The 21817-nt window shown below is 37.2% G+C and carries 23 protein-coding genes and 1 pseudogene; 11 read left to right on the top strand and 13 right to left on the bottom strand.

The window, feature by feature from the left end:
- Nucleotides 1-118 (top strand): annotated as a pseudogene (locus DHD80_RS19345) (IS1595 family transposase); the annotation flags it as partial.
- Nucleotides 119-188: 70 nt separating this feature from the next.
- Nucleotides 189-503, top strand: coding sequence for a hypothetical protein (locus DHD80_RS19340; protein WP_251743119.1), 315 nt, complete (start codon nucleotides 189-191; stop codon nucleotides 501-503).
- A gap of 47 nt (nucleotides 504-550) precedes the next feature.
- Here DHD80_RS19340 and trxB read toward each other — a convergent pair whose 3' ends face one another.
- Nucleotides 551-1543, bottom strand: a complete 993-nt coding sequence (gene trxB / locus DHD80_RS19335) for a thioredoxin-disulfide reductase (protein WP_251743118.1) — start codon at nucleotides 1541-1543, stop codon at nucleotides 551-553.
- Between the two features lie 156 nt (nucleotides 1544-1699).
- Here trxB and DHD80_RS19330 point away from each other — a divergent pair, with 156 nt between their 5' ends.
- Nucleotides 1700-2329, top strand: a complete 630-nt coding sequence (locus tag DHD80_RS19330; protein WP_251743117.1) for a trimeric intracellular cation channel family protein — start codon at nucleotides 1700-1702, stop codon at nucleotides 2327-2329.
- Nucleotides 2330-2497: 168 nt separating this feature from the next.
- The gene (locus tag DHD80_RS19325; RefSeq protein ID WP_251743116.1) at nucleotides 2498-3232 is read left to right on the top strand and encodes a response regulator; all 735 of its coding nucleotides are present in this window, start codon (nucleotides 2498-2500) and stop codon (nucleotides 3230-3232) included.
- Here DHD80_RS19325 and DHD80_RS19320 read toward each other — a convergent pair.
- Complete coding sequence (locus DHD80_RS19320) at nucleotides 3229-5136, bottom strand: histidine kinase dimerization/phosphoacceptor domain -containing protein (protein ID WP_251743115.1); 1908 nt, start codon at nucleotides 5134-5136, stop codon at nucleotides 3229-3231. The genes DHD80_RS19325 and DHD80_RS19320 overlap by 4 nt on opposite strands.
- A gap of 284 nt (nucleotides 5137-5420) precedes the next feature.
- Between DHD80_RS19320 and DHD80_RS19315 the strand changes: the two genes are divergently transcribed.
- Both DHD80_RS19315 and DHD80_RS19310 read left to right on the top strand, forming a co-directional pair.
- The gene (locus tag DHD80_RS19315; RefSeq protein ID WP_251743114.1) at nucleotides 5421-5948 is read left to right on the top strand and encodes a nuclear transport factor 2 family protein; all 528 of its coding nucleotides are present in this window, start codon (nucleotides 5421-5423) and stop codon (nucleotides 5946-5948) included.
- A 122-nt stretch (nucleotides 5949-6070) separates the two neighbouring features.
- Nucleotides 6071-6844: a hypothetical protein gene (locus tag DHD80_RS19310; protein WP_251743113.1), complete on the top strand. Its 774-nt coding sequence runs from the start codon at nucleotides 6071-6073 to the stop codon at nucleotides 6842-6844.
- Nucleotides 6845-6971: 127 nt separating this feature from the next.
- Here DHD80_RS19310 and DHD80_RS19305 read toward each other — a convergent pair whose 3' ends face one another.
- The 5 genes from DHD80_RS19305 to DHD80_RS19285 form a co-directional block, all read right to left on the bottom strand.
- Nucleotides 6972-7385 (bottom strand): DUF6691 family protein, encoded by a 414-nt coding sequence (locus tag DHD80_RS19305; RefSeq protein WP_251743112.1) that lies wholly within the window; start codon nucleotides 7383-7385, stop codon nucleotides 6972-6974.
- 1 nt (nucleotide 7386) lies between these two features.
- Nucleotides 7387-7944, bottom strand: coding sequence for a YeeE/YedE thiosulfate transporter family protein (locus DHD80_RS19300; RefSeq protein ID WP_251743111.1), 558 nt, complete (start codon nucleotides 7942-7944; stop codon nucleotides 7387-7389).
- A 597-nt stretch (nucleotides 7945-8541) separates the two neighbouring features.
- On the bottom strand, nucleotides 8542-10083 hold the full coding sequence (locus tag DHD80_RS19295) for an acyl-CoA carboxylase subunit beta (protein WP_251743110.1): 1542 nt from the start codon (nucleotides 10081-10083) through the stop codon (nucleotides 8542-8544).
- A gap of 28 nt (nucleotides 10084-10111) precedes the next feature.
- On the bottom strand, nucleotides 10112-11554 hold the full coding sequence (gene accC / locus DHD80_RS19290; RefSeq protein ID WP_251743109.1) for an acetyl-CoA carboxylase biotin carboxylase subunit: 1443 nt from the start codon (nucleotides 11552-11554) through the stop codon (nucleotides 10112-10114).
- A 29-nt stretch (nucleotides 11555-11583) separates the two neighbouring features.
- Nucleotides 11584-12069, bottom strand: a complete 486-nt coding sequence (locus tag DHD80_RS19285) for an acetyl-CoA carboxylase biotin carboxyl carrier protein subunit (RefSeq protein ID WP_251743108.1) — start codon at nucleotides 12067-12069, stop codon at nucleotides 11584-11586.
- A gap of 310 nt (nucleotides 12070-12379) precedes the next feature.
- Here DHD80_RS19285 and DHD80_RS19280 point away from each other — a divergent pair, with 310 nt between their 5' ends.
- A complete protein-coding gene (locus DHD80_RS19280; protein ID WP_251743107.1) occupies nucleotides 12380-12679 on the top strand; it encodes a GIY-YIG nuclease family protein in 300 nt (99 codons plus the stop codon).
- 566 nt (nucleotides 12680-13245) lie between these two features.
- Here DHD80_RS19280 and DHD80_RS19275 read toward each other — a convergent pair.
- The 6 genes from DHD80_RS19275 to DHD80_RS19250 all read right to left on the bottom strand — a co-directional run bounded on the left by DHD80_RS19275 (nucleotide 13246) and on the right by DHD80_RS19250 (nucleotide 18467).
- A complete protein-coding gene (locus DHD80_RS19275; protein WP_251743106.1) occupies nucleotides 13246-14583 on the bottom strand; it encodes a rhodanese-like domain-containing protein in 1338 nt (445 codons plus the stop codon).
- Between the two features lie 11 nt (nucleotides 14584-14594).
- Entirely contained in the window at nucleotides 14595-15491 is an 897-nt protein-coding gene (locus DHD80_RS19270) for a sterol desaturase family protein (RefSeq protein WP_251743105.1), read from the bottom strand.
- A 156-nt stretch (nucleotides 15492-15647) separates the two neighbouring features.
- Nucleotides 15648-16070, bottom strand: coding sequence for a hypothetical protein (locus DHD80_RS19265; RefSeq protein WP_251743104.1), 423 nt, complete (start codon nucleotides 16068-16070; stop codon nucleotides 15648-15650).
- A 78-nt stretch (nucleotides 16071-16148) separates the two neighbouring features.
- Nucleotides 16149-16841, bottom strand: a complete 693-nt coding sequence (locus DHD80_RS19260) for a nitroreductase family protein (RefSeq protein ID WP_251743103.1) — start codon at nucleotides 16839-16841, stop codon at nucleotides 16149-16151.
- Between the two features lie 137 nt (nucleotides 16842-16978).
- The gene (locus DHD80_RS19255; protein WP_251743120.1) at nucleotides 16979-17776 is read right to left on the bottom strand and encodes a sulfite exporter TauE/SafE family protein; all 798 of its coding nucleotides are present in this window, start codon (nucleotides 17774-17776) and stop codon (nucleotides 16979-16981) included.
- A gap of 58 nt (nucleotides 17777-17834) precedes the next feature.
- Nucleotides 17835-18467 carry a Crp/Fnr family transcriptional regulator gene (locus DHD80_RS19250; protein WP_251743102.1) on the bottom strand — a complete coding sequence of 211 codons (633 nt, stop codon included), beginning with the start codon at nucleotides 18465-18467 and terminating at the stop codon, nucleotides 17835-17837.
- Between the two features lie 536 nt (nucleotides 18468-19003).
- Between DHD80_RS19250 and xerA the strand changes: the two genes are divergently transcribed.
- From xerA to DHD80_RS19230, 4 genes are all read left to right on the top strand, one after another.
- A complete protein-coding gene (gene xerA / locus DHD80_RS19245; RefSeq protein WP_251743101.1) occupies nucleotides 19004-20161 on the top strand; it encodes a site-specific tyrosine recombinase/integron integrase in 1158 nt (385 codons plus the stop codon).
- A 67-nt stretch (nucleotides 20162-20228) separates the two neighbouring features.
- The gene (locus DHD80_RS19240; protein ID WP_251743100.1) at nucleotides 20229-20831 is read left to right on the top strand and encodes a hypothetical protein; all 603 of its coding nucleotides are present in this window, start codon (nucleotides 20229-20231) and stop codon (nucleotides 20829-20831) included.
- Nucleotides 20832-20991: 160 nt separating this feature from the next.
- Nucleotides 20992-21270 (top strand): hypothetical protein, encoded by a 279-nt coding sequence (locus DHD80_RS19235; RefSeq protein ID WP_251743099.1) that lies wholly within the window; start codon nucleotides 20992-20994, stop codon nucleotides 21268-21270.
- Nucleotides 21267-21680 carry a hypothetical protein gene (locus DHD80_RS19230; RefSeq protein ID WP_251743098.1) on the top strand — a complete coding sequence of 138 codons (414 nt, stop codon included), beginning with the start codon at nucleotides 21267-21269 and terminating at the stop codon, nucleotides 21678-21680. Before DHD80_RS19235 ends, DHD80_RS19230 begins: the two co-directional genes overlap by 4 nt.
- Nucleotides 21681-21817 lie beyond the last annotated feature (137 nt).

Here is a 21817-nt window from a genome sequence, read left to right as displayed (position 1 = left end):
CTGTTTTAGGATAAACCGCTCACAGAGTAAACAAAGTATCTTTCACCAAACAATAGAAAGAATGGTGACCGCTAATCCAATATTTCAAGAAAGTATAAAACAGTCGCTAAACGTATAACTCAATAAAATTTTCTGAAAAAACTATTGAGGATTAACCAATTAGCTACCTTTACCTTCTAAATTTTTATATGATGAAAAATATCTTTAAAAGTAGTTTGCTCATTTTCATGTTTTCGATCAGTTTAATTTCATGTAGAAACACAGAAGAAACCGATGATAACGGTGACGAGCTTACAGAAACAGAACGTTTAATGAGAGATCCTGATAATAAGGTGGAAGTAAAAGACGGCGGTGACAAGATCAAGATCACCAAAGAAGATGGCTCTGAAATCAAAATTAAAAAAGATGACGGGGAATACAAGAAAAAAGTTGATAATGCCGATGGTAGTGAGTACAAACTCAAAATTGACGATGGCGAAGTAAAAGAGAAGACCGACAACTAAAAAAAGTCCCGCAATTTGCGGGACTTTCTGGTTTTACAAACTATTTTCTAAACAGTCTCCGGTTTGGTTTGCGGTTTCTGAATATCCTCTTCTATGTCAATTTCTGCAAGGTAGCGCTCGGCATCCAAAGCAGCCATACATCCTGTACCTGCCGCTGTGATCGCCTGGCGGTATACTTTATCCTGAACATCACCTGAAGCAAAAACTCCTGGAATATTTGTTTTGGTCGTCTTCGGCTGAGTGATTACATAACCGGTATCATCCATATCCAGCCAATCTTTAAAAATTTCAGTATTGGGCTTGTGGCCAATCGCAACGAAGAATCCGGTAATGGCAATTTCTTCCTTCTCCCCTGTCTTATTGTTGATCATCCTTAAACCTTCCACTACCTGCTCTCCCAGGATTTCATCTACTTCAGTATTATATCGCAAATCGATATTTGCCGTATTTTCAACCCTGTGTTGCATTGCTTTAGAAGCTTTCATATAATCCTTACGCACCAGCATGGTCACTTTTCTGCAAATATTGGCCAGATAGGTTGCTTCCTCGGCAGCGGTATCCCCACCACCAACAATTGCCACATCCTGACCTTTGAAGAAAAAGCCGTCGCAAACTGCACAGGCAGAAACTCCGCCTCCACGTAATCTTTGTTCACTGGGCAATCCTAAATATTTCGCAGTTGCCCCGGTAGAAATAATAACCGATTCTGCTTCTATCCATTTGGAATTATCCACACACGCTCTATGAATCCCTCCGGCTTTTCTAGAAAATTCGACTTCTGTGATCATTCCAATTCTTACCTCGGTTCCAAAACGCTCGGCTTGTTTCTGAAGATCCATCATCATTTGAGGCCCGTCAATACCATCAGCATAACCTGGGAAATTATCCACTTCAGTAGTGGTGGTAAGTTGTCCTCCAGGTTCCATTCCTGTATACATTAAAGGTTTCATATCGGCTCTCGCCGCATAAATGGCCGCAGTATAACCTGCCGGCCCTGAACCTATGATCAAACATTTAACTCTTTCGATGTTCTCGCTCATGTTTCTTTTTTTTTCCAATACAAAAATAGGTAGTTTTTAATGAAATTCTCAACTTTAGGTATTGTGAAGATTTATGTAATTATTGTCCCATCAAATGAGGGCAGAATTATGCCTGGGATCCTACAAATTTAAAAGATAAATTTACCTTTGCCAAGTATGGATTTAAATTTGTTCGAGATCTTTGATGTACTTGGTACGGTTGCTTTTGCGATCTCCGGAGCCCTAGCTGCGATGAATCGAAGGTTAGACCTTTTTGGGATCTTTATAATCGCTTTTGTCACCGCGATTGGCGGAGGGACCTTAAGAGACATACTTATTGGGAATACCCCGGTTATCTGGATGAAAAATCTGGAATATATTTACATCATTAGCTTTACAACCCTTCTTGCGATTATTTTCAGAAATAAGATTAATTACCTGAAAAAATCTTTATTCCTTTTTGATACGATTGGGCTTGGAGTTTTTACCATTACCGGTGTTGAAACCGGCATTCAGAATGATCTTGCGCCTATTATTTCAGTAGCACTCGGTGCTATGACCGGAACTTTTGGAGGGGTTATTCGTGATATTCTTTGTAATGAGATTCCGGTGATCTTCAGAAAAGAGATTTATGCGACAGCCTGTCTCATTGGAGCTTATGCTTATATAGTTTTATACAATATAGGTTTAGACCAGGATTTGATCTATCTCATCACTTCACTCATTGTCATTTCTATACGATTATTGGTTGTAAAGTATAAAATTTCCCTTCCTTCATTTTATCTGAATAATTCACGAAATACTTAATGGGGAAGTTTTTCATAAATACATTTTTCCGAATTAACTAATACCTAATTCCGAAAAGAGAATCCAGTTCATTTAGTGCCAAAATTTGCATGAATCAGTTTTCCTTTTCTAATCAAAACCACTCATTTACAAAGTTTTAACTATCTTTAATATCCAAACCGAATACAAATGAAAGAAGCGATTAAAATCCTTATAATAGAGGATGAATTGCTAATTGCTGCAAATACTTCTATGCACCTAAGTTCACTGGGCTACTCTATAAGTGGCATATTTTCAAATGCTGAAGAAGCATTAAAATCTGTAAGCAGTACTCGTCCGGATATTGCTTTACTGGATATTCAGTTAAAAGGAAAAATGGATGGGATAGAAATCGCCCAGATATTGCATGACCAGTTTGGTATTCCTATCATTTATTTAACTGCAAATGCCGATGATATGAATTTTAATAGAGCCAAATCTACAAATCCCTTTGCTTTTATATCTAAACCATTTCGCAAGTTAGATTTGCAGCGAGCTATTGAACTCACCCTAAATCAAATTCAACAAAAAGATACGATAGAAGAAACTTTGGTAAATACGCCTATAATCCTGAACGATCGCATATTCGTAAGGAATAGCGATAAGATGATAAAAATTTTCATTAAGGATATCCTATATATTGAAGCAGACAGAAATTACTGCCGAATCTTTTCTAAGGACAAACAATTTGTGCAGGTTATTACTTTAAAAGAGATGGAAGCAAAACTTCCAAAAGTGCATTTTCTTAGAATACACCGAAGTTTTATCGTAAACCTGGATCATCTTAACGAGGTTGCAGGTAGCTATGTGGTCATTGCCAATAAAACAATTCCTTTGAGTAAAACTGTGCGAGGAGAGTTACTGGAACGCCTTCAAACATTCTAGGTTGCAGTGTTCATTGGAAATTCAAATGCAAAACTGGTTCCCCTGCCAGTATGGGTCGTCATCTTTCCCTCCAGTTGTTTGGTTAAAAGTACCATTAACTGATTCCCGAATCCCTCATTTGAAACAGATTCTTCAATACCACAACCATCGTCTCTAACTTCAAGTTTTAGAATTCCTGAAATCGTCTTTTTTAGACTTATGCTGATATTTCCTATTTCCTGTGCTTTAAAAGCATGTTTTAAAGAATTGGTAAGAAGCTCATTAACGATAAGGCCAAGAGGAATTGCAGTATCCACATCAAGCTCCAATATATCCATTGGATAATTCAATGTGATCCGGTCTTCCATCCCAAAGGAATCGATTACATGAGCGCCCAGGTTTTCTAAATAGTCCTTCATTTCAATATTTGATAAATTTCGACCTTTGTAAAGGTGTTGATGAATAATGCTCATACTATAAACACGATTCTGACTTTCCTTCATTAGTTCAAGGACTTCATCATCTTTAATAGAAGCCGATTGCAGGGATAAAAGACTGGAAACGATTTCTAAATTATTTTTTACCCTGTGATGAATTTCTTTTAACAGGAATTCCTTCTCGTCATTTTGCCGCGAAAGTAATTTCCTTTTTTGGGTGTTATTTCTAAAAGATTTATAAAGGATAAGAAGAATTACCCCTAATAAGCAAGCAATTATAAGTAGAAGATTTTGCCTGCTGCGCTGCTGGTTCAACCTTGTTTGCTGTAAATTAATCGTGTTTTCTTTTTGTGCAAATTCAAATTGAGTTTGCACACTGGCTATTCGCTCATCAGACTCTTTTGTGAAAATACTGTCTTTTAGATTTGTATAATTTGTCATCGCTTCATACGCATCCTTATGTAGTTCCATACCGGCATATGCTATGGCCAGTTCTTTGTAAGTCTGGCTAAGAAAAAAATCATCTCCAAAATCTTTCGTGGCAATTTTTATGGAATGTTCCAAACTTTGCGCAGCTTCAGCAAATGATCCTTCTATATTCTGCAATTTACCGAGTGCCATCCAGGATCGCATCAACATAAATTCATTGTCCAGTAAATCGGCATATTCTATAGCTTTATTTGCTGCTATTTCGGCTTCAGGAAACTTTTTCAGCGCCATATAGAGATCTACAAGACTTATGTAAACATCACTTAAATTATTATAGAATCCATAACGTTCACCAATCTTGATAGATCGCTTGTACATAGAAAGCGCCTTATAATAATTCTCCAGTGCCATATAATTATTACCGGCTACGTATAAGGTGAAGTCATAATCCAGATCTTCAATATTACGCTCTTCAAACAACCGCAGAGAAGTAAGGGCATATTCAAGACCTTTATCATATTTTGAGTTTTTCCAGGACAAGTTGCTCAGGTCGCTGTAGGCAATCGCCATGGCCTTCTTATCATTTAATTTTTCCCCTAATTCTAATGATTTTAGTGCTATGTTTGAAGCTTCTTCAAACATTCCCCTTCTTTCATAAACATATCCCAATTGAGTATATAAAAAAGGTAAATCAGTTGCGCTTACTTTCATTTTTGCTTCCTCCAGAACGTGTTGTGCCGCATTGAGTTTTTCCATACGCAATAAAACAGCCGCCTGTGTTATTTGAAAACGCCCTTCCCATAAGGTGTCTCTTGCTTTTCTTGTAGAATCTAATCCGGTTTCAGCAAAATGTAGAGAGCGTGTCAAATTTCGGGTATGCCAATAGTAAGCAAGGTCATTTAGTATTCTAAAATATTCACTCCTGTTATTCACCTTGGGCAGATTGCTTTCGAGTTGATCCAGATAATTGAAACCAAAATCGTCGGTCTCTACAAAAATCTGTTTATAGACCTTCCCTCTTTTTAGATTAAAAATCTGGCCGTATAAACTTGTACCCATCAGGAAAATGAATAGCAGAAAAAATAGTCTACGGAAAGTCCGCATTCGATGATAGTTTGTGTTAAAAGTAACTTTAATTTCAATATTAAACAGACTAAGCTTCTGAATTATAAGTATTTATATAAAACTATTCCCAGTGAGAATAGCTTCGATAAGTAAAACTATACTCCCGTACAACAAATTCGTCTGTTCGTCCTATTTCGTTTGATAATTACGACTTTAAATCGTTCATTTATAATAAGTTATAATATAAAAATTATTTGTCTAATCACTAAAATTTAGAAATGATGATGAAATATGCACTTGCAATCTTGATACCATTGGCCATAGTTGCCTGCGAACAGGACGAATCTCAAAACCAAAAAGATACGGAGCGTTATACGCAGCATTCAGATGAAATAGACAGCTACAAAAAAACCATCCGGGCTTATGAAGATGGGAACTGGGAAATTTTTGTCGCCTCTTTTTCAGATTCAGCCCGTATTTATCATAATACAGAAAACAACTTCTTAACTCCGGCCGAACTTGTGGCGGCACATCAGAGAAATCTAGAAATGATCGAATCTTATGAATTACTAGATGATAAGGAAGAAATGGAAATGGTGGTGAATGATGATGATGAAACCTGGGTAAACTATTGGGGTGTTTGGAGTGCTAAAGTTTCGGGTAGTGGTAATATGATTGAACTTCCCATTCATTTAACTGCACAGTTTGAAAACGGAAAAATAAAAAAGGAATATGGCTATTATGATAATAGTATTGTTATGGCTGCAATGGAAGAACCTGGAGACAGCCTGGCCTTAGAAAATTAATTTGATACAATTAGTTGAATGGTATGGCAGAGCCTTCCGGTTTATTATTATCTGCCATACCTACTCAACCTATACTATCACCAAAAAAATAAAAAAGTTAAACCATTTAAATTCAACTAATTATGAAAATTACAAGATTTAAGCTCGTAAATGTTCTGGTTCTATGTATTCTCCTAACCACGGGAATGACAGCCCAGGAAAGTAAAAATCAAATGTTTCTCGTACACGAAGACTATGTAAGGCCGGGAATGAGTCAGGAACATGAAAAGGTCGATACCGAATTAAAAAAAGCAGTCCTTGCCAACGGAATGGAAGCCAAACTGAATTGGTTAACTGTGGTGAACGAAGAAGGCTTATATCGATATCTGGTGCCTATGCAAAATTATGCTATGCTGGACAATGATCCTTTCGAAGAACTTCAGAAAAAAATGGGTAAGGAAAAATTTGATGCCATGATGAATAAGTATAAAGATAACTATTCACAGCATGGTGATTACTTCATCCATTTAGATAACGATCTTTCTTATATGCCAGATGGAATTTCACAAACCCAGACCGGCAAAAACTATAGGAACCTGATCGTATTCACTCCTAAAATCGGTATGGCAACCGAATTTCGTGATCAGGCTAAAAAAATTAAAGAGATTTTTTCAGCTAAAGGTTCTAAAATGCACTACCGTGTTTACAATTCCGGTATTGGGGTAATGCCGGGATACTTTATGGTTGCCATTTCAGCTTCCAATCAAACTGAAATGGATAGTATGTCTGAAGCTAATAATAAGTTACTGGGCGAAGAATTTGCAAACGCTTATACTGCTTTAATTAAAATGTGTGATAAGGTCAAGACTGAAAGAGCCTGGATTCGAGAAGATCTTTCTATTCTTCCTAAAAATTAATAGCTTACTCTTTACTTAGGTCATCTATACAAGATATTTAATAATAAAAAATAAGGCATTCATGGTTTTCATGAATGCCTTTTAAATATAGAACAGATAAATTTCTTTATATCTGAAATTCAGCTTTTTAATGCGGAAGTTTATCTTTAAGCAAACCATAAACAAAAGTGCCAAAAACAGCGGCAAGAAACACCACAATCACTGAAACATATCCCGCTCCAATTAAGGTATAAATTGGTCCCGGACAGGCACCCGCGAGCGCCCAGCCCAATCCAAAAATAATCCCTCCATACATATACCGGCTAAAACTTTTATTTTTATCAGCGATATGAATAGTTTCCCCTTGAAAATCTTTCAGTTTATTTCTTTTAATGATCTGAATACCAATTACCCCAATAATCAAAGCCGAACCAATAATTCCGTACATATGAAAAGATTCAAATCGAAACATTTCATAAATCCGAAACCATGAAGCGGCTTCAGATTTAAACATTACAATCCCAAAAAAAATTCCTATAAATAAATATCCTAGTATTCTCATCTTAAAAAATTAAAGGGAATAATAAATGAATCATTAGAAGGCCTCCTACAAAAAATCCTATCACCGCAATGAGTGAGGGCAATTGAAGGTTGCTTAAACCAGAAATAGCATGACCGGAAGTACAGCCTCCCGCCCATCTTGCCCCGAAGCCTATTAAAATTCCACCTATGATAAGGATGCTCAAAGCTTTAAAATCGGTTAATGCTTCCAAACTATATAATTCATCGGGAAGATATGCTTTTCCTGCGCTTTCAAATCCTAATTCGTTTAGATGTGAAACGGTTTCAGGATTGATTGCTACGGCGGGATCTGCGGTGAGAAAGTTCATAGCTATAAAACCACCAAGGACGGCACCAAGAATCACAACCAAATTCCAGCGTTGTGCTTTCCAGTCAAAATCGAAAAAACCCGAAGTTTTATCAGCTCCGCACATGGTGCAAATGGTTCTCAGGTTTGAGGACATCCCAAATTGTCTACCCATAAAAATGAGCAAGAACATTACCACTGCTATAAGCGGACCTGCCACATACCAGGGCCATGGTTGTAAAATATTTTCCATATAAATCTAATTAAGCGCAAAGAAACTTCGCCTTTAGACGAAATACAGTAACATTAGTTACAAAGACTTAGCTCATTTGCCATTCTTCGACTTCGCTTAGAAGGACATTTTATTTAGATTGCTTCGCTGCGCTCGTGGATGACAGTTGAATAAGATCGTCACTGCGAGGGAATGAAATGACTGAAGCAGTCTCTAAATGTTGTTTGTCTCAGTTCATGAGATTGCTTCGCTTCGCTCTCAATGACGGATTCTATATATATCTCTCGATTACTAGGAATCTCAAAAAAATATCATCCTGAACTTGTTTCAGGATCTTAATAGTAAAGGAGTTAAAATAAATTCAGTTTAATGATTTAGTATTTCTTAGAAAAGATTGCTTCGCTGCACTCGCAATGACGGTTGGAATGTGCTGCGATTACTCAGAAGCTCCAAAAAAAGTCATCCTGAACTTGTTTCAGTATCTCAATAGTATAGAAGCTGAAAAGATTGCTTCGCTCTGCTCGCAATGACGTAAAAATGGGTTCGTCACTGCGAGGGAATGAAATGACCGAAGCAGTCTCACGTTTAGAGATTGCTTCGCTACGCTCGCAATGACGATTACAAAGGAATATTCCCATGTTTTCTAACTGGTCTTAAAACCGATTTGTTCTCCAGGGCACTAAACGCTTTGATCAGTTTTCTACGGGTATCTTTGGGCATGATCACCTCATCGATAAACCCCCGTTGGGCTGCTTCAAAAGGCGTGGCGAATTTTTCAGCATATTCCGCCTCTTTTTCTGCCAGTTTCTTTTCCGGATCCTCTGCTTCTGAGATCTCTTTTCTAAAAATAATTTCTGAAGCTCCCTTAGCACCCATTACGGCAATTTCCGCAGTGGGCCAGGCGAAGTTGAAGTCGGCGCCAATATGTTTGGAATTCATCACATCATACGCACCCCCGTAAGCTTTTCGGGTAATTACCGTTACTTTGGGTACCGTCGCTTCGCTAAGGGCATAAAGAAGTTTAGCGCCGTTTAAAATAATCCCGTTCCATTCCTGATCTGTCCCTGGTAAAAATCCCGGAACATCCACCAACACCAAAAGCGGAATATTGAAACAATCGCAAAAACGTGTAAAACGGGCTGCTTTCTTGGAAGAATTAACATCCAGAACGCCGGCAAGACTCATAGGCTGATTGGCAATAATTCCCACACTTCTACCGCCCAATCTGGCAAATCCAACCAGGATATTGTCGGCATAATTTTTATGAATTTCAAAAAAAGTATCCGCGTCAATAATTCCCTGGATCACCTCATGCATATCATATGGCTTGTTGGAACTATCAGGTACGATTTTTTCGAGTACTTCCCTATGCTCATCGCCCAGTTCAAACGGAAGTTTTTCAGGAGCAGCTTTATTATTTTGCGGCATATAGCTGAGCAATTTTTTGACATCTTCAAGACAAACAATGTCATTGGCACAGGTTAAATGTGTTACTCCAGATTTGGTTGAATGCGTACTCGCTCCTCCCAATTCTTCGGAAGTGACCTCTTCATTGGTCACCGTTTTTACCACGTTCGGGCCTGTGACAAACATATAAGAAGTATCCTCGACCATGAGGGTAAAATCTGTCATTGCGGGCGAATACACGGCGCCACCCGCGCAGGGACCCATAATGGCCGAAATCTGTGGAATTACCCCGGAAGCCTTTACATTTCTATGAAAAATATCAGCATAACCTCCCAAAGATTTTACACCTTCCTGAATTCTTGCACCTCCGGAATCATTTAAACCAATTATTGGCGCTCCAACCTTCACCGCCATATCCATGATCTTACAGATTTTTTCGGCATGCGTTTCAGAAAGTGAGCCTCCAAAAACGGTGAAATCCTGGGCGAAAATATACACCAATTTCCCATGAATAGTTCCATAACCGGTTACCACACCATCTCCATAAAACTTTTGATTTTCCATCCCAAAATCGGTGGTTCGATGGGTCACTAAAATACCAATTTCTTCAAAAGAATTTTCATCGAGCAAATATTCCACCCGTTCCCTGGCAGTAAGTTTTTTCTTTTCATGCTGTTTGGCAATTCTTTTTTTACCTCCACCTTTATGGGCTTCAGCAATTTTTTCCTTCAACTTATCGAGATTCTGACTCATGTCCTGATTCTGAAATTTTAATTAAGGATTAGTTATGCGGTAAGCGCAATGTTTCCTTATCCTTTAAATATTGTTTTAAGGCCAATAAAGCGGCTAATTTTGCTTCTTCTCCTGTTTCGGCTTTTAAAGCGTCTGGAGAATAATATTTTTTGACGAAATGCGTATCAAAATTCCCACTTCTAAAGGCATCATGCTGAAAAACAAATTTCCCGAAAGGCAGGGTGGTACTCACGCCTTCTACAATATAATCATCAATGGCTTTGATCATCATTTGAATTGCCTCTTCACGGGTTTTTCCAAAAGTGGCCAGTTTAGCAAGCATAGGATCGTAATAAATGGGAACTTCCATTCCCTGCTCAAATCCATTATCTACTCTTATTCCTTCACCCACGGGAAGCTGATATTTTTCCAGCGTTCCTGTACTGGGCATAAAATCTTCCAGAGGATCTTCAGCATATATCCTTAATTCCATAGAATGACCTTTAATTTTAAGATCTTCCTGACTGAATTTTAAAGTTTCCCCGCGGGCGATTCTAATTTGTTGTTCTACCAGGTCTATTCCGGTAATAAATTCGGTCACTGGATGCTCTACCTGCAAGCGGGTATTCATTTCGAGAAAATAAAAATTTCGAGTTTCATCGAATAAAAATTCCACAGTTCCTGCACCTACATAATCACAGGATTTTGCCACCTGCACGGCAGCCTCCCCCATTTCTTTCCGAAGTTGATCATCCAAAACTACGGAAGGTGCTTCTTCCACTACTTTTTGATGTCTTCGCTGGATACTGCATTCCCTTTCGAAAAGATGTAGATAATTGCCATGCTTATCGCTCAACACCTGAATTTCTATGTGCCTTGGCGATGAAACATATTTTTCTATAAATACCGAGCCATCTCCAAAAGCAGACTCTGCCTCACTTATCGCGCGTTTCATTTGATCTTCAAGATCCTTTTCTTTTTCTACCACACGCATTCCTTTACCTCCACCACCGGCAGAAGCTTTTATAAGAATGGGATAACCAATATCTTTTGCAATCCTTTTAGCTTTTTCGGTATCGGTGATCGCTTCATCAATTCCGGGAACCATGGGGATACCATATTGCTTCACCGCTTCTTTGGCGGCTAGCTTGCTTCCCATCACTTTTATGGCTTTGGAGCCGGGACCAATCCAGGTAATTCCGGCATTTTCTACCGCTTCAGCAAAATCGGCATTTTCACTTAAAAAGCCATAGCCGGGATGAATCCCATCGACCTGCATTTCTTTAGCGATTTCTATGATCTTATCGCCTTCCAAATAGGATTCACTGGAAGGAGCCTCTCCAATATAAACAGCTTCATCAGCAAATTTTACATGAGGCGCATTCCTATCGGCGACAGAATAAACAGCAACGCTTTGAATTCCCATTTTCCTGATGGTCTTCATTACTCTGAGTGCGATCTCCCCCCTATTGGCAACTAATATTTTTTTCATGCTATTTTTTCTTCTGAAATAATTCACCATTATTCCATTTCGATGAGTAACTGACCTTTTTCTACCGTATTCCCCTTCCCTATGCTTATAGATTTTACAATTCCGTCCCTTGGAGCTGTGAGTGTATTTTCCATTTTCATAGCTTCAAGGACGAGGAGATAATCGCCCTGCTTCACCTCATCCCCTTCCTGAACATTCACTTCCAGAATAAGGCCGGGCATAGGAGCTTTAATATCATTAACTTGTTGGGAAGAGCCCAATGATAATCCCATCTCTTCAATGAGCTGATCCAGTTCGTTGTTGATTTTTACACTATATGAGTTAGAATTAATTCTAATCCCGTATTTCCGGTTAATAAAATCTGGTTGAAAAACTTCTGCGGAAAAAGATTTACGGTCTTTAAGAAGATGAAATTTATTTTCTGAAATTCTTTGGATATCAAGGGCTTCAATTTCTTCTTGAGAAAACTCAAAATTGAAAGTATTATTTACACTTACTTTATATTTTTTGTCCATAAATTATGAATCTGATTTTTAATTCAGCTAGGATCGTAAATATAGAAAAATTAGAAGGTTTGACGTAATGCTGAAATCTGAGAATATGGGGATTTTGTTAAATGATAATTTTTGTTACTTATTTAATGAGATGAGATTGCTTCGCTCCCAATGACGATTACAACAATATATAGGTTTCTGAAAAAGAGTGTTTCGCCACGCTTGCATTATTAATTAATAAAGACCGTCACTGCGAGGGAATGAAATGACCGAAGCAGTCTCTTAAATTCAGAAATATTATATTGTATTCTTAATAAAATATTCTCTAAAATTGAATCAGTCCTCCGTATATATTATCACCAATAAAAATAATACTGTTCTATATACCGGTGTAACTTCAGATTTACTTAAAAGAATTTATGAACATAAAACAAAACTCTACAAGGAGAGTTTTTCGGCAAGATATAATTGTAATAAGCTCGTTTTTTACACAAATTTTGATTCCATATTTGAAGCAATTGAATTTGAAAAAAAAATGAAAGCCGGAAGTAGAGCAAAAAAAATCAGGTTAATCAAATCTGCGAATTCCGAGTGGAAAGATCTCGCGGAATCATGGTTCTTTGAAATTTGAAATGGAGATTACTTCGCTCTGCTCGCAATGACGGTTCAATTAGTATGAATTAGTGGGAAATAAAGTGATAAGTAGTATCACTTTATAATTTGCTTTACTCGAAAGAATCGTCACTGCGAGGGAATGCAATGACCGAAGCAGTCTCATCTTATCGTCGGTTTCAATTCATGAGATTGCGAGAAGCTCCAAAAAAAGTCATCCTGAACTTGTTTTAGGATCTATTAGGATAGAAGCTGAAATAAATTCAGCTTGACCAGATTTAGTTTTTTTAAGAAAGATTACTTCGCTTCGCTCGCAATGACGTTTTAATGAGTTCGTCATCGCGAGGGAATGAAATGACCGAAGCAGTCTCAATAAAATTCAAAATCTTTACATAAGATTGCTTCGCTTCGCTCGCAATGACGATGACAACATTATATAGCTTTCTGAAAAAGATTGCTTCGCTACGCTCGCAATAACACCAAAATATAGTTTTCTAAAAAATTGCTCAGCCATCATTCGCAATGACTAAAAATATAAAACCCGAAAGTGGTTGCTTTCGGGTTTATAAATGAATTTATCTTAGGTTATTTAAAATCGTTTACCTCATCACTTAGATCGTAGACAGCAGTGTGCTCAAAAATATTATTAAGAATACTGCTTCCGGCAGCCGATCGATACCCGCCTGCACAATGAACCACCACCGGCCTATGGGACGGAATATCATTATGATCATCCCTGAGTTCATTTAAAGGAACTGTGATCGCATCCTTAAATATTTTGCCTTCAGCCACTTCGCTTTTATTCCGAATATCTACGATGGTATAATTTTCCGGATTGTTTTTAAAATCTTTAAGATCCAGTTTTTCAGTTTTTTCTGAAAGATCTTTACTTAGAGTCAATACTGCTTTGATCTGTTTTTCATAACCTATCTTAGCAGTTCGCTCCAGTATTTCTTCCAGATCATCAACCGAGTTGATCACCAGGTAAAATGCTTCTTCAGGTTGTACGATCGCGCCAAGCCAGGTTTCATATTTGTCATTTTCTGATCTTGCCATAATATTAAAACTGTTTGGCAAATGTCCTGCCTTAAAAACTTTCTCATCTCTCGTATCGACTACGATCAACTTCGCGTTGACTTTAGAAGTATATAATTGAACCGGCGTATCCCATTTTGAAGTTTGCACATGTGCAGCTCCGATTTTGTTCAGGTCTACATCAAATCCAAAATAAGAAGGAATAAATGGCTGATCTTTTAATATTTCTTCCACAAACTCCTCTTCAGTCTGTTCTTTAAAAGCCCAATTGCCCTTTCGCTCGTTACCAAGCGTGCTTGAAGCCGCATCGCTCATATTTTTTCCGCATAAAGAACCGGCGCCATGCGCTGGATACACCAACGCATCATCTGGCAAATCATTAAATTTCGTGCGAATGGTATTGTACATATCTTTTGCCAGCTCCACTCGTTTTGCTTTCATATTACCGGCTTTTTCACGAAGATCTGGTCTACCCACGTCGCCAATAAATAGCGTGTCGCCGGTAAACATAGCCGTTTTCCCCTCATCTTCGGCCACCACAGTAATACTATCTGGGGAATGTCCCGGCGTATTAATGGCTCTAAAAGTTGTCTTTCCTACTTCTACTGAATTCCCATCATCAAAACCTTCATATTCATACTCGGCACCTACCAGCTTACTTACATAAATCTTTGCCCCCGTTTCCTTATGAATTTGAACATGGCTACTTACAAAATCGGCATGTGGGTGTGTTTCAAAAACCGCAACGATCTTTGCATTTTGTTCCTCAGCATACTTATAATATGGCATAGGATTTCTGGCAGGATCTACTACAGCCATTTTCCCATTGCTTACAATCGCATAGGAATAATGTGCAAGTGGAGCGTCTTTGAATTGTTTTATGGTCATTTTTCTGATTTTTATAATTGTTTTGTTTTTGATACTTTTTTGGACTGAAAAGGATAAAGCAACTGGTGCGTAAAATCCTTCGGAAAAGTTTCATCCCCGCTAAAACCCAGTTCAATTTTTTTTCCATTCTTCGGAATATAAGCGGTCCTGAAAATATAATCCCAGATGCTTAAGGTGAGTCCGTAATTCATTCCGTAGGGCCTGTCTTTCGGAAGGTCTTTTGAGTGATGCCAGATATGCATTTTTGGATTGTTAAAAATATATCCGAAAGGACCATAGCTCCAACCCAAATTTGCATGATTTAAATGTCCTACAAAAACGGTAAACATATGCACCACAAAAAACTCCTGAATCCCAAAACCTATCATCGCCAGCGGAATATATTGCACCGTTTTATAAACGATCGTTTCCATGAAATGAAATCGAAACTGCGCGGCAAAGCCCATTTCTTTCACGCTATGATGCACTTTATGAAATTCCCAAAGCCACGGCCGGCGATGTAGTTGCCGGTGCACATTCCATTGAATAAAATCTGCGATAATAAACATGATGAATAATTGTACCCAGGCGGGCAGGGAATCTATATGAACAGCTACAATATTCTCAATCCCGAACAGACCAAGGAAATCATTGAATAATTCTACGCCAACATTACTTAAGGCATTATACACAATAAGGGAAAAGAGAAAAAAATTAAATAAGATATAAAATGAGTCCAGCCAAAAACCTTTTCTGAAAATTTGTTGTTTTTTACGCCAGGGAATTACAATTTCAAGGGTCCACACCAATAAAGACAAGCCAATGAGCCAGTAAAAATAACTGGTCCAGGTTGGGCTGATTATTTCATTTACCAGGTAATTAAAATAACCTGAAAAAGAATTTTTAATGATGTCTAAATATTTTTCCAACAGAAATTCATTTCTAACCGCAAAAATATAAATATCGAACACTTAAGGCAGTAACTTTTGTTACAGATGTTTCCTGTAGTTTAAAATCTTTGAAATTAAATAGGACCAGAATTAGGATTTTTGAGCCATGTCAGGTCAATAATTGGCAAATATCTCCTAAAATTTTCCGGTGATTTCCTTTATCTGCAGGAATTGATTTCTACCAATACTCATAAAATAGAGAATATAACCCATAAAGGCCATCAGGATAAAAGCCAGGGAAATGCTATGAAAATCATAAAGAAAATAGATTACCCAGAAAAAAACAAAACATCCAAAAGCAAGCGGAAGCAGATATTTTGAAAAAATAAATCCGGTCACTTCAAAATACCGGTCCTGATTTTCCTGAAGCTCAAAATAATAAGACTGGCTGCTGCACCAGTCCATTTTTGCCCTTAAGATGTAACTTCCCTTGGGAAGATTGAACGTAAGCGTCTCCTTATCTTCTATAACGGATAGATGCTCATCATTTAGAAACAGGTCGAAATTCTTCCATTTATTGGCCCATTCTGAATTCCTATTGATGATTATTCGTGGCATTTTTATATCATATGGCGTATATCATTGAGCTTTCCAGAACTGATGTGTAGAAAATGATATGAGTTTTTATAATTATGATTACATATAAAAATCTGAGATTTCCTGCAGCTTTTTCCTCCGGATATCGGGAACATAAGCTTCGCTGGAAGGATGCCCAACCGGCAACAACAAATAGGCTCTTTCATTTTTTGGCCTTTGCAGGAGACCTGCAAGGAAATTCATAGGACTTGGCGTATGGGTTAAGGTGACCAAACCGGCATTATGAATTGCTGAAATCAACATGCCGCAGGCAATCCCAACCGATTCATTTACATAATAATTCTTTCGTTTTACCTGCTTCTCATCCAGTTCATAGACTTTTTTGAACGCTACAATAAGCCAGGGCGCGATCTCCAGAAACTCTTTATTGGTATTGGTGCCAAGAACCTCCAGATCTTTTAACCAGCGCTCGCTCATGCGCCCCTTATAATTTTCCTGCTCCTCTTCTTCAGCGGCATTCCTAATCTTTATTTTTAATTCTGGATTTGAAACTGCACAAAATGACCAGGGTTGTTTATCCGCTCCGGAAGGTGCCGTTCCTGCAGATAATATGATCTTTTGAATGACTTCTTCGGAAACCGCCTTTTCTGAAAAATGCCTTACCGACCTTCGCGCTTCAAGCCAGCTGTAAAAATTCGAAGATCTTTCCAGCATTTCTCCTCCAGTGAATTTTTCCTGCTGTTTATAGGCTATATGACGATATCCCTGGATAATTTTTTCTTCTGCTGCCATATTCAGATTATTTAAATCAAATTTAGGAAAACGAGAAGAATGAATGGGTTTAAGCTGAAATCATTTCAGAAGAGAATTAATTGAAAAATGAAATAAACCAGGATCCACATAAGTGTGATTTTAGTAAAACTTATAATTTAAAGGAGTTCTTTAAATAGTATATAAATCCCCATAACCAAAACGAACCATCCAAAGGATTTTTTCAATTTTTTACCGTCGATAAAATTATTAAGATAAATGCCCAGCCAAATCCCGACTATTGAAATTGCGGTAAAAATTAGCAGAAAAGGCCAGTCGATTTCCATGGTTTCCACATCCCCTATAAAACCAATTAGTGATTTTACCGCAATGATCAACAAGGAAGTCGCCACGGCTTTTTTCATAGGCAACTTTGCAAGAATGACCAATGCCGGAATGATTAAAAATCCGCCACCAGCTCCTACAATTCCTGTTAGCAAACCAACCACAACTCCTTCAATTACTATTAGCGGATAATTATAGGTCACTTTAGTTTCTTCTACAGGACTATCTTTTTTTTCCCGAATCATAGAAAATGCGGCAATGATCATAATTATTGCGAAAAAAACCATGATCGCAATATTGTTGGTTATGGTAAATTCCCCCACTGTAAAAATTTCCGAAGGAATCGCCGGAACTACATATCTGCGTGTAAGGTAAACGGTTATGAATGCCGGAATAGCAAAGACAATAGCCGTACGAAAATCGATGAGTTTTTTAGGAATATTGCGAAGAGCTCCCACCAAAGAAGAGCTTCCTACCACGAATAAAGAATAGGCAGTTGCCGTAACGGGGTTTAGGGCCATAAGATAAACCAGCACGGGGACGGTTAAAATACTACCGCCACCACCAATTAAACCTAATACCACACCAATAAGCAATGCTCCAAAGTACCCAAGAATTTCCAGTATTTCCATCATGAATTTTTAACGGGACAAATGTAGAATTGCTTTAAGTCCTAAACAGTAACATGGGTTACAGATCAAAAATTTTAATGCTATTGCGCTGTAAAGCAATCATCCCATCAATTTCAAGTTTTTTAAGAATACGGGAAACGACTACACGCGACGTATGAAGATCGTAAGCAATTTCCTGGTGCGTGCTTTGCACCACATCATTCCCATTAATCTTTGCTTTATCTCGAAGATGTCGCATGATACGTTCATCCATATTCATAAAAGCAATGGTATCTATTGTTTCCAACATTTCTGAAAAGCGGGTATGATAGGATTCAAATACGAAGGCCCGCCAGGTTTTATATTTTGCGGTCCACTCTTCCATTTTCCCAATAGGGATCATAATAAGGCTGCAATCAGATTCAGTCACTGCACGGATTTCACTTTTTTTCTGCCCCATGCAACAGGTTAGGGTCATGGCACAGGTATCACCACGTTCCAGAAAATAAAGCAAAAGTTCGTCGCCTTTGTTGTCTTCCCGAAGTATTTTGATCGCGCCATGAATGAGTAAGGGCATTCCCGTAACATAATCCCCAATTTCCATGATCTTCTGGTTGGGACCCATTTCTTTAAAAATACCAACGCTTTCGATCTCATTCAATAGCTCCTCTTCGAATATAAAACCGTATGCTTCCTGAAGTTCTTTCTGCATGCATTTAAATTATGGTTTAAAAATAGGAATAATAAAAAGAACTAAATCTAGCGACTCACTGGGGTTCAAAGTGATTATTGCTAAAATATTTAGTCTAGTTATAATGGCTACTTCGGAAAAATTTTAATTTAATTATCAGCATATCTTATGAGATATACTATTTTTCTGAATATCTCATGTCCACATCTTATTTTATCCAAAACATCTATATTTTTATTTGAACCTGTTTGGAGCCTATTCTTTCTTACTGTTCTCTAAAGAAATAATCGAATTTAACCCTTAGATGTGCATCTTTAATTTGGAGTTTTGAAACATAGGAAGATATATTACCAATTTTTAATTAGGATTTATTCCTAAATTAGGAATTATTCCATATATTTATGTGGGAATTTTTTAACAGGTATCTATTTATTTCTTACAATTTCAACAACACAGCACTGAAGAAGTTCCCTTTCAGCTGGGTGTAGAGATTTTTCTGTAAGATTTTAGAAACGGAGAAATTTAAATTTTCAGTAATAACCACTTAACTACCTCTTATGAAAAAGATCGATCTAACTCAATTTCAGCATCATGCTGCATCCCAAATTGGTATTCATTTTTCTTTTGACCGGGAAATGATCGAGTTTATAAAATTGCTGAAAAATATAAGCTGGAGCCAAACCTTTGGTTGTTTTTATTTTCTGGCAAATCGCTTTAATCTCGAAAGCTTTATGGTGCATATGCAGGGAAAAAATTATCTGGTGGATGATTCAGCAATAAATCATATTCAACTTTCACGTCATATTCCGTCAGAAAATGACTTGTTAGAAACCAGGATTGAGCTGTTTAAAAATTATTTAACCGGGAAACGCTATAGTGAAAGCACCATCGCTACCTATCTTAGTTTTACCGGTAAATTTATTCGGTTCCATAAAGATACAGAAGATTATACTTTGCGGGATGTAGACCGGTTTGTAGAAAAAGAGATCGCGGGGAAGCGTTATGCGATTAGTTCACATCGGCAGTGTATTAGCGCGCTAAAGCATTATTTTGATTTTATTGAGCTGGATTCTTTTGATACTTCCCTATTAAACCGACCAGAAAAAAGTAAATTCCTGCCCGGTGTTCTCAGTAAAGAGGAGGTTCTGGATCTTCTTCGTGCCACACGGAATCTAAAACATCGCAGCATTCTGGCTTTGATCTATTCTTCCGGACTGCGAATTGGGGAATTGCTGAATTTGAGGCTGGATCACATCGATGTAGACCGAAAGCAAATCCTTATAAAACAGGCCAAAGGCAGAAAAGACCGTTATGTGTTGTTGGCCGAAAGTTTTATTCCCCTACTCTACAATTATCTCCAAACATATAAGCCGCAAATTTATTTTACTGAAGGGCAGAATAACGGGCAATATACCGCCTCTTCTATTCGGGCGTTTTTAAAAGACTCTGTAAAACGAGCCGGCATTCGGAAGCGGGTAACACCGCATACCCTAAGGCATAGCTATGCCACACATATGTTAGAAAACGGGATCGATATAAGGTATATTCAGGAGTTATTGGGACATAGCCGGCCGGAGACCACTATGATCTATACACATGTCACGCAGAAGGATCTAATGAAGATTCGGAGTCCTTTAGATGAAAGTTTAAAGGAACTAATGGATCGCAATAAAGACAACCCAAACCTTCGTTTATCCCGGAACCTTTTGGGATAAATGATTATATTGCTATGGATATAACGAGTTGCCTACAATAACTCTATTGAACATAAATTAAACCAAGATGAAAAATTTATTTCCGAAAATTCTTATCATATCTTTTACTCTATTAATAATCAGTTGTAATGTAGACGATGATGATGGAACAAGTTCTGACTTACCAGAAATTACAACTGAAGGGGCAAACACCTTTGGATGCAATATTAATGGACAAGTTTTTTTACCTAGAGATGGTAGCACATGTAATTTTTCTTGTGGGGCTTCTCGAAAGAGATTAAGTTATTTTAAAAATGATGATATATATCAATTAGGTATAACCGCAATGAATAATATAAATGGAGATATAAGAATCAGCATAAATTTATATCTAGAAGAACCATTGAAAGAACAAGTATATGAATTATCAGAAAATTATATCGCTTCCATTGATAAAATATGGCCAAATGCCTCAGGATGTATTAATAGTACAATAAGTTCCCGAATAATTAATTCCTGTTTTGGAACTAATTCTAATATTACTGGAACATTAGAGATTTTAGAAATCAACCAAACTGAACATTTTATAGCTGGAATTTTTGAATTTCAAGCTATAAATCAACAAGGAGAAATAGTGAACTTTACTGACGGACGTTTTGATATGCTTGTTTACTATTCTAATTTATTTTAGGTAGGAGTTACAGTAGGCAACATCGTTTAACAGCAAATAGCGGGTATTGTGCTGAAAAGTGTTATTTTAGAGCCTAAATAACAAACAATAAAGCCGACAAATTAGCGTCCCTACTCCACGCTACTTGCGTTAAACAAGACCGTTAGGATGCAATTTTATAATGAGATCTAGATTACAAAAAGAATATATCAGAAAATTTAATGAGTTGAGAGTTATAATTAACTCATGGAATTTAATACCAGATTCACCGATTGATGAATTTGATTCTATTAATCACTTATTACTAAGTCAATTATATAAAGATTCTGACGAATATAAAATTTCTAAAGCTTTTCAATTCGAGCTGATAAATAATTATGGATTCTCTATCCAAAACATGGATACAAAAGAAATGATTACAGAAGTATTAGAATGGTGGAAAACAACGAATAAAAGATGAAATTAACTAACCACCAATTTGAAGAAGCTGCTTATATTTTTGAAAGGGCAAATGGATATTCTCATTCTGACTACGAGAAGAACATAATTAAAGAATCAAAATTGAAAAATTTGAGTATAAGAGAATTAGAAAAAATAATTGTTGATGGAATTAACTTTAATATTTATAAATCGGAAAAAGAGAGAATCACCGCATATTGGAGTTTATCAAAAATTGGAAATTATGATTTGATTCCAAAATTCAAAAAATGGCTTAAATGGGAATTAAAAAACAATTGTGAAAACACGATATTTCAAATTTTAGTTGCATTAGATAATCTAGGTGAGCCTGCATTTGACGAAACAAGAAAAGGAAGAACTGAAAACGAAATTGATTTGAATATTAGAGATGCAAAAAAAATCCTGCAATAAAACTGCACCTAATAACTAAGCGTTCGTGTGGCCGGTACGGCCCAACATGAACGCAGTGTTGACTGAACCGGTTGTTTACCGATTGTCTACTATGGGGATTGGTCTAAATTGTGGGGTTGCTATTCAGCGATTTGGAT

The sequence above is a fragment of the Gramella sp. AN32 genome, assembly GCF_023718305.1.
GTDB classification, from domain to species: Bacteria; Bacteroidota; Bacteroidia; order Flavobacteriales; family Flavobacteriaceae; genus Christiangramia; species Christiangramia antarctica.
This window is presented reverse-complemented; position numbering and strand designations above follow the sequence as displayed.

Coding starts and splice junctions, on each gene's coding strand:
- DHD80_RS19340 (WP_251743119.1), top strand. CDS start 189: ATGATGAAAAATATCTTTAAAAGTAGTTTGCTCATTTTCATGTTTTCG.
- trxB (WP_251743118.1), bottom strand. CDS start 1,543: ATGAGCGAGAACATCGAAAGAGTTAAATGTTTGATCATAGGTTCAGGG.
- DHD80_RS19330 (WP_251743117.1), top strand. CDS start 1,700: ATGGATTTAAATTTGTTCGAGATCTTTGATGTACTTGGTACGGTTGCT.
- DHD80_RS19325 (WP_251743116.1), top strand. CDS start 2,498: ATGAAAGAAGCGATTAAAATCCTTATAATAGAGGATGAATTGCTAATT.
- DHD80_RS19320 (WP_251743115.1), bottom strand. CDS start 5,136: ATGGGTACAAGTTTATACGGCCAGATTTTTAATCTAAAAAGAGGGAAG.
- DHD80_RS19315 (WP_251743114.1), top strand. CDS start 5,421: ATGATGATGAAATATGCACTTGCAATCTTGATACCATTGGCCATAGTT.
- DHD80_RS19310 (WP_251743113.1), top strand. CDS start 6,071: ATGAAAATTACAAGATTTAAGCTCGTAAATGTTCTGGTTCTATGTATT.
- DHD80_RS19305 (WP_251743112.1), bottom strand. CDS start 7,385: ATGAGAATACTAGGATATTTATTTATAGGAATTTTTTTTGGGATTGTA.
- DHD80_RS19300 (WP_251743111.1), bottom strand. CDS start 7,944: ATGGAAAATATTTTACAACCATGGCCCTGGTATGTGGCAGGTCCGCTT.
- DHD80_RS19295 (WP_251743110.1), bottom strand. CDS start 10,083: ATGAGTCAGAATCTCGATAAGTTGAAGGAAAAAATTGCTGAAGCCCAT.
- accC (WP_251743109.1), bottom strand. CDS start 11,554: ATGAAAAAAATATTAGTTGCCAATAGGGGGGAGATCGCACTCAGAGTA.
- DHD80_RS19285 (WP_251743108.1), bottom strand. CDS start 12,069: ATGGACAAAAAATATAAAGTAAGTGTAAATAATACTTTCAATTTTGAG.
- DHD80_RS19275 (WP_251743106.1), bottom strand. CDS start 14,583: ATGACCATAAAACAATTCAAAGACGCTCCACTTGCACATTATTCCTAT.
- DHD80_RS19265 (WP_251743104.1), bottom strand. CDS start 16,070: ATGCCACGAATAATCATCAATAGGAATTCAGAATGGGCCAATAAATGG.
- DHD80_RS19260 (WP_251743103.1), bottom strand. CDS start 16,841: ATGGCAGCAGAAGAAAAAATTATCCAGGGATATCGTCATATAGCCTAT.
- DHD80_RS19255 (WP_251743120.1), bottom strand. CDS start 17,776: ATGGAAATACTGGAAATTCTTGGGTACTTTGGAGCATTGCTTATTGGT.
- DHD80_RS19250 (WP_251743102.1), bottom strand. CDS start 18,467: ATGCAGAAAGAACTTCAGGAAGCATACGGTTTTATATTCGAAGAGGAG.
- xerA (WP_251743101.1), top strand. CDS start 19,004: ATGAAAAAGATCGATCTAACTCAATTTCAGCATCATGCTGCATCCCAA.
- DHD80_RS19240 (WP_251743100.1), top strand. CDS start 20,229: ATGAAAAATTTATTTCCGAAAATTCTTATCATATCTTTTACTCTATTA.
- DHD80_RS19235 (WP_251743099.1), top strand. CDS start 20,992: ATGAGATCTAGATTACAAAAAGAATATATCAGAAAATTTAATGAGTTG.
- DHD80_RS19230 (WP_251743098.1), top strand. CDS start 21,267: ATGAAATTAACTAACCACCAATTTGAAGAAGCTGCTTATATTTTTGAA.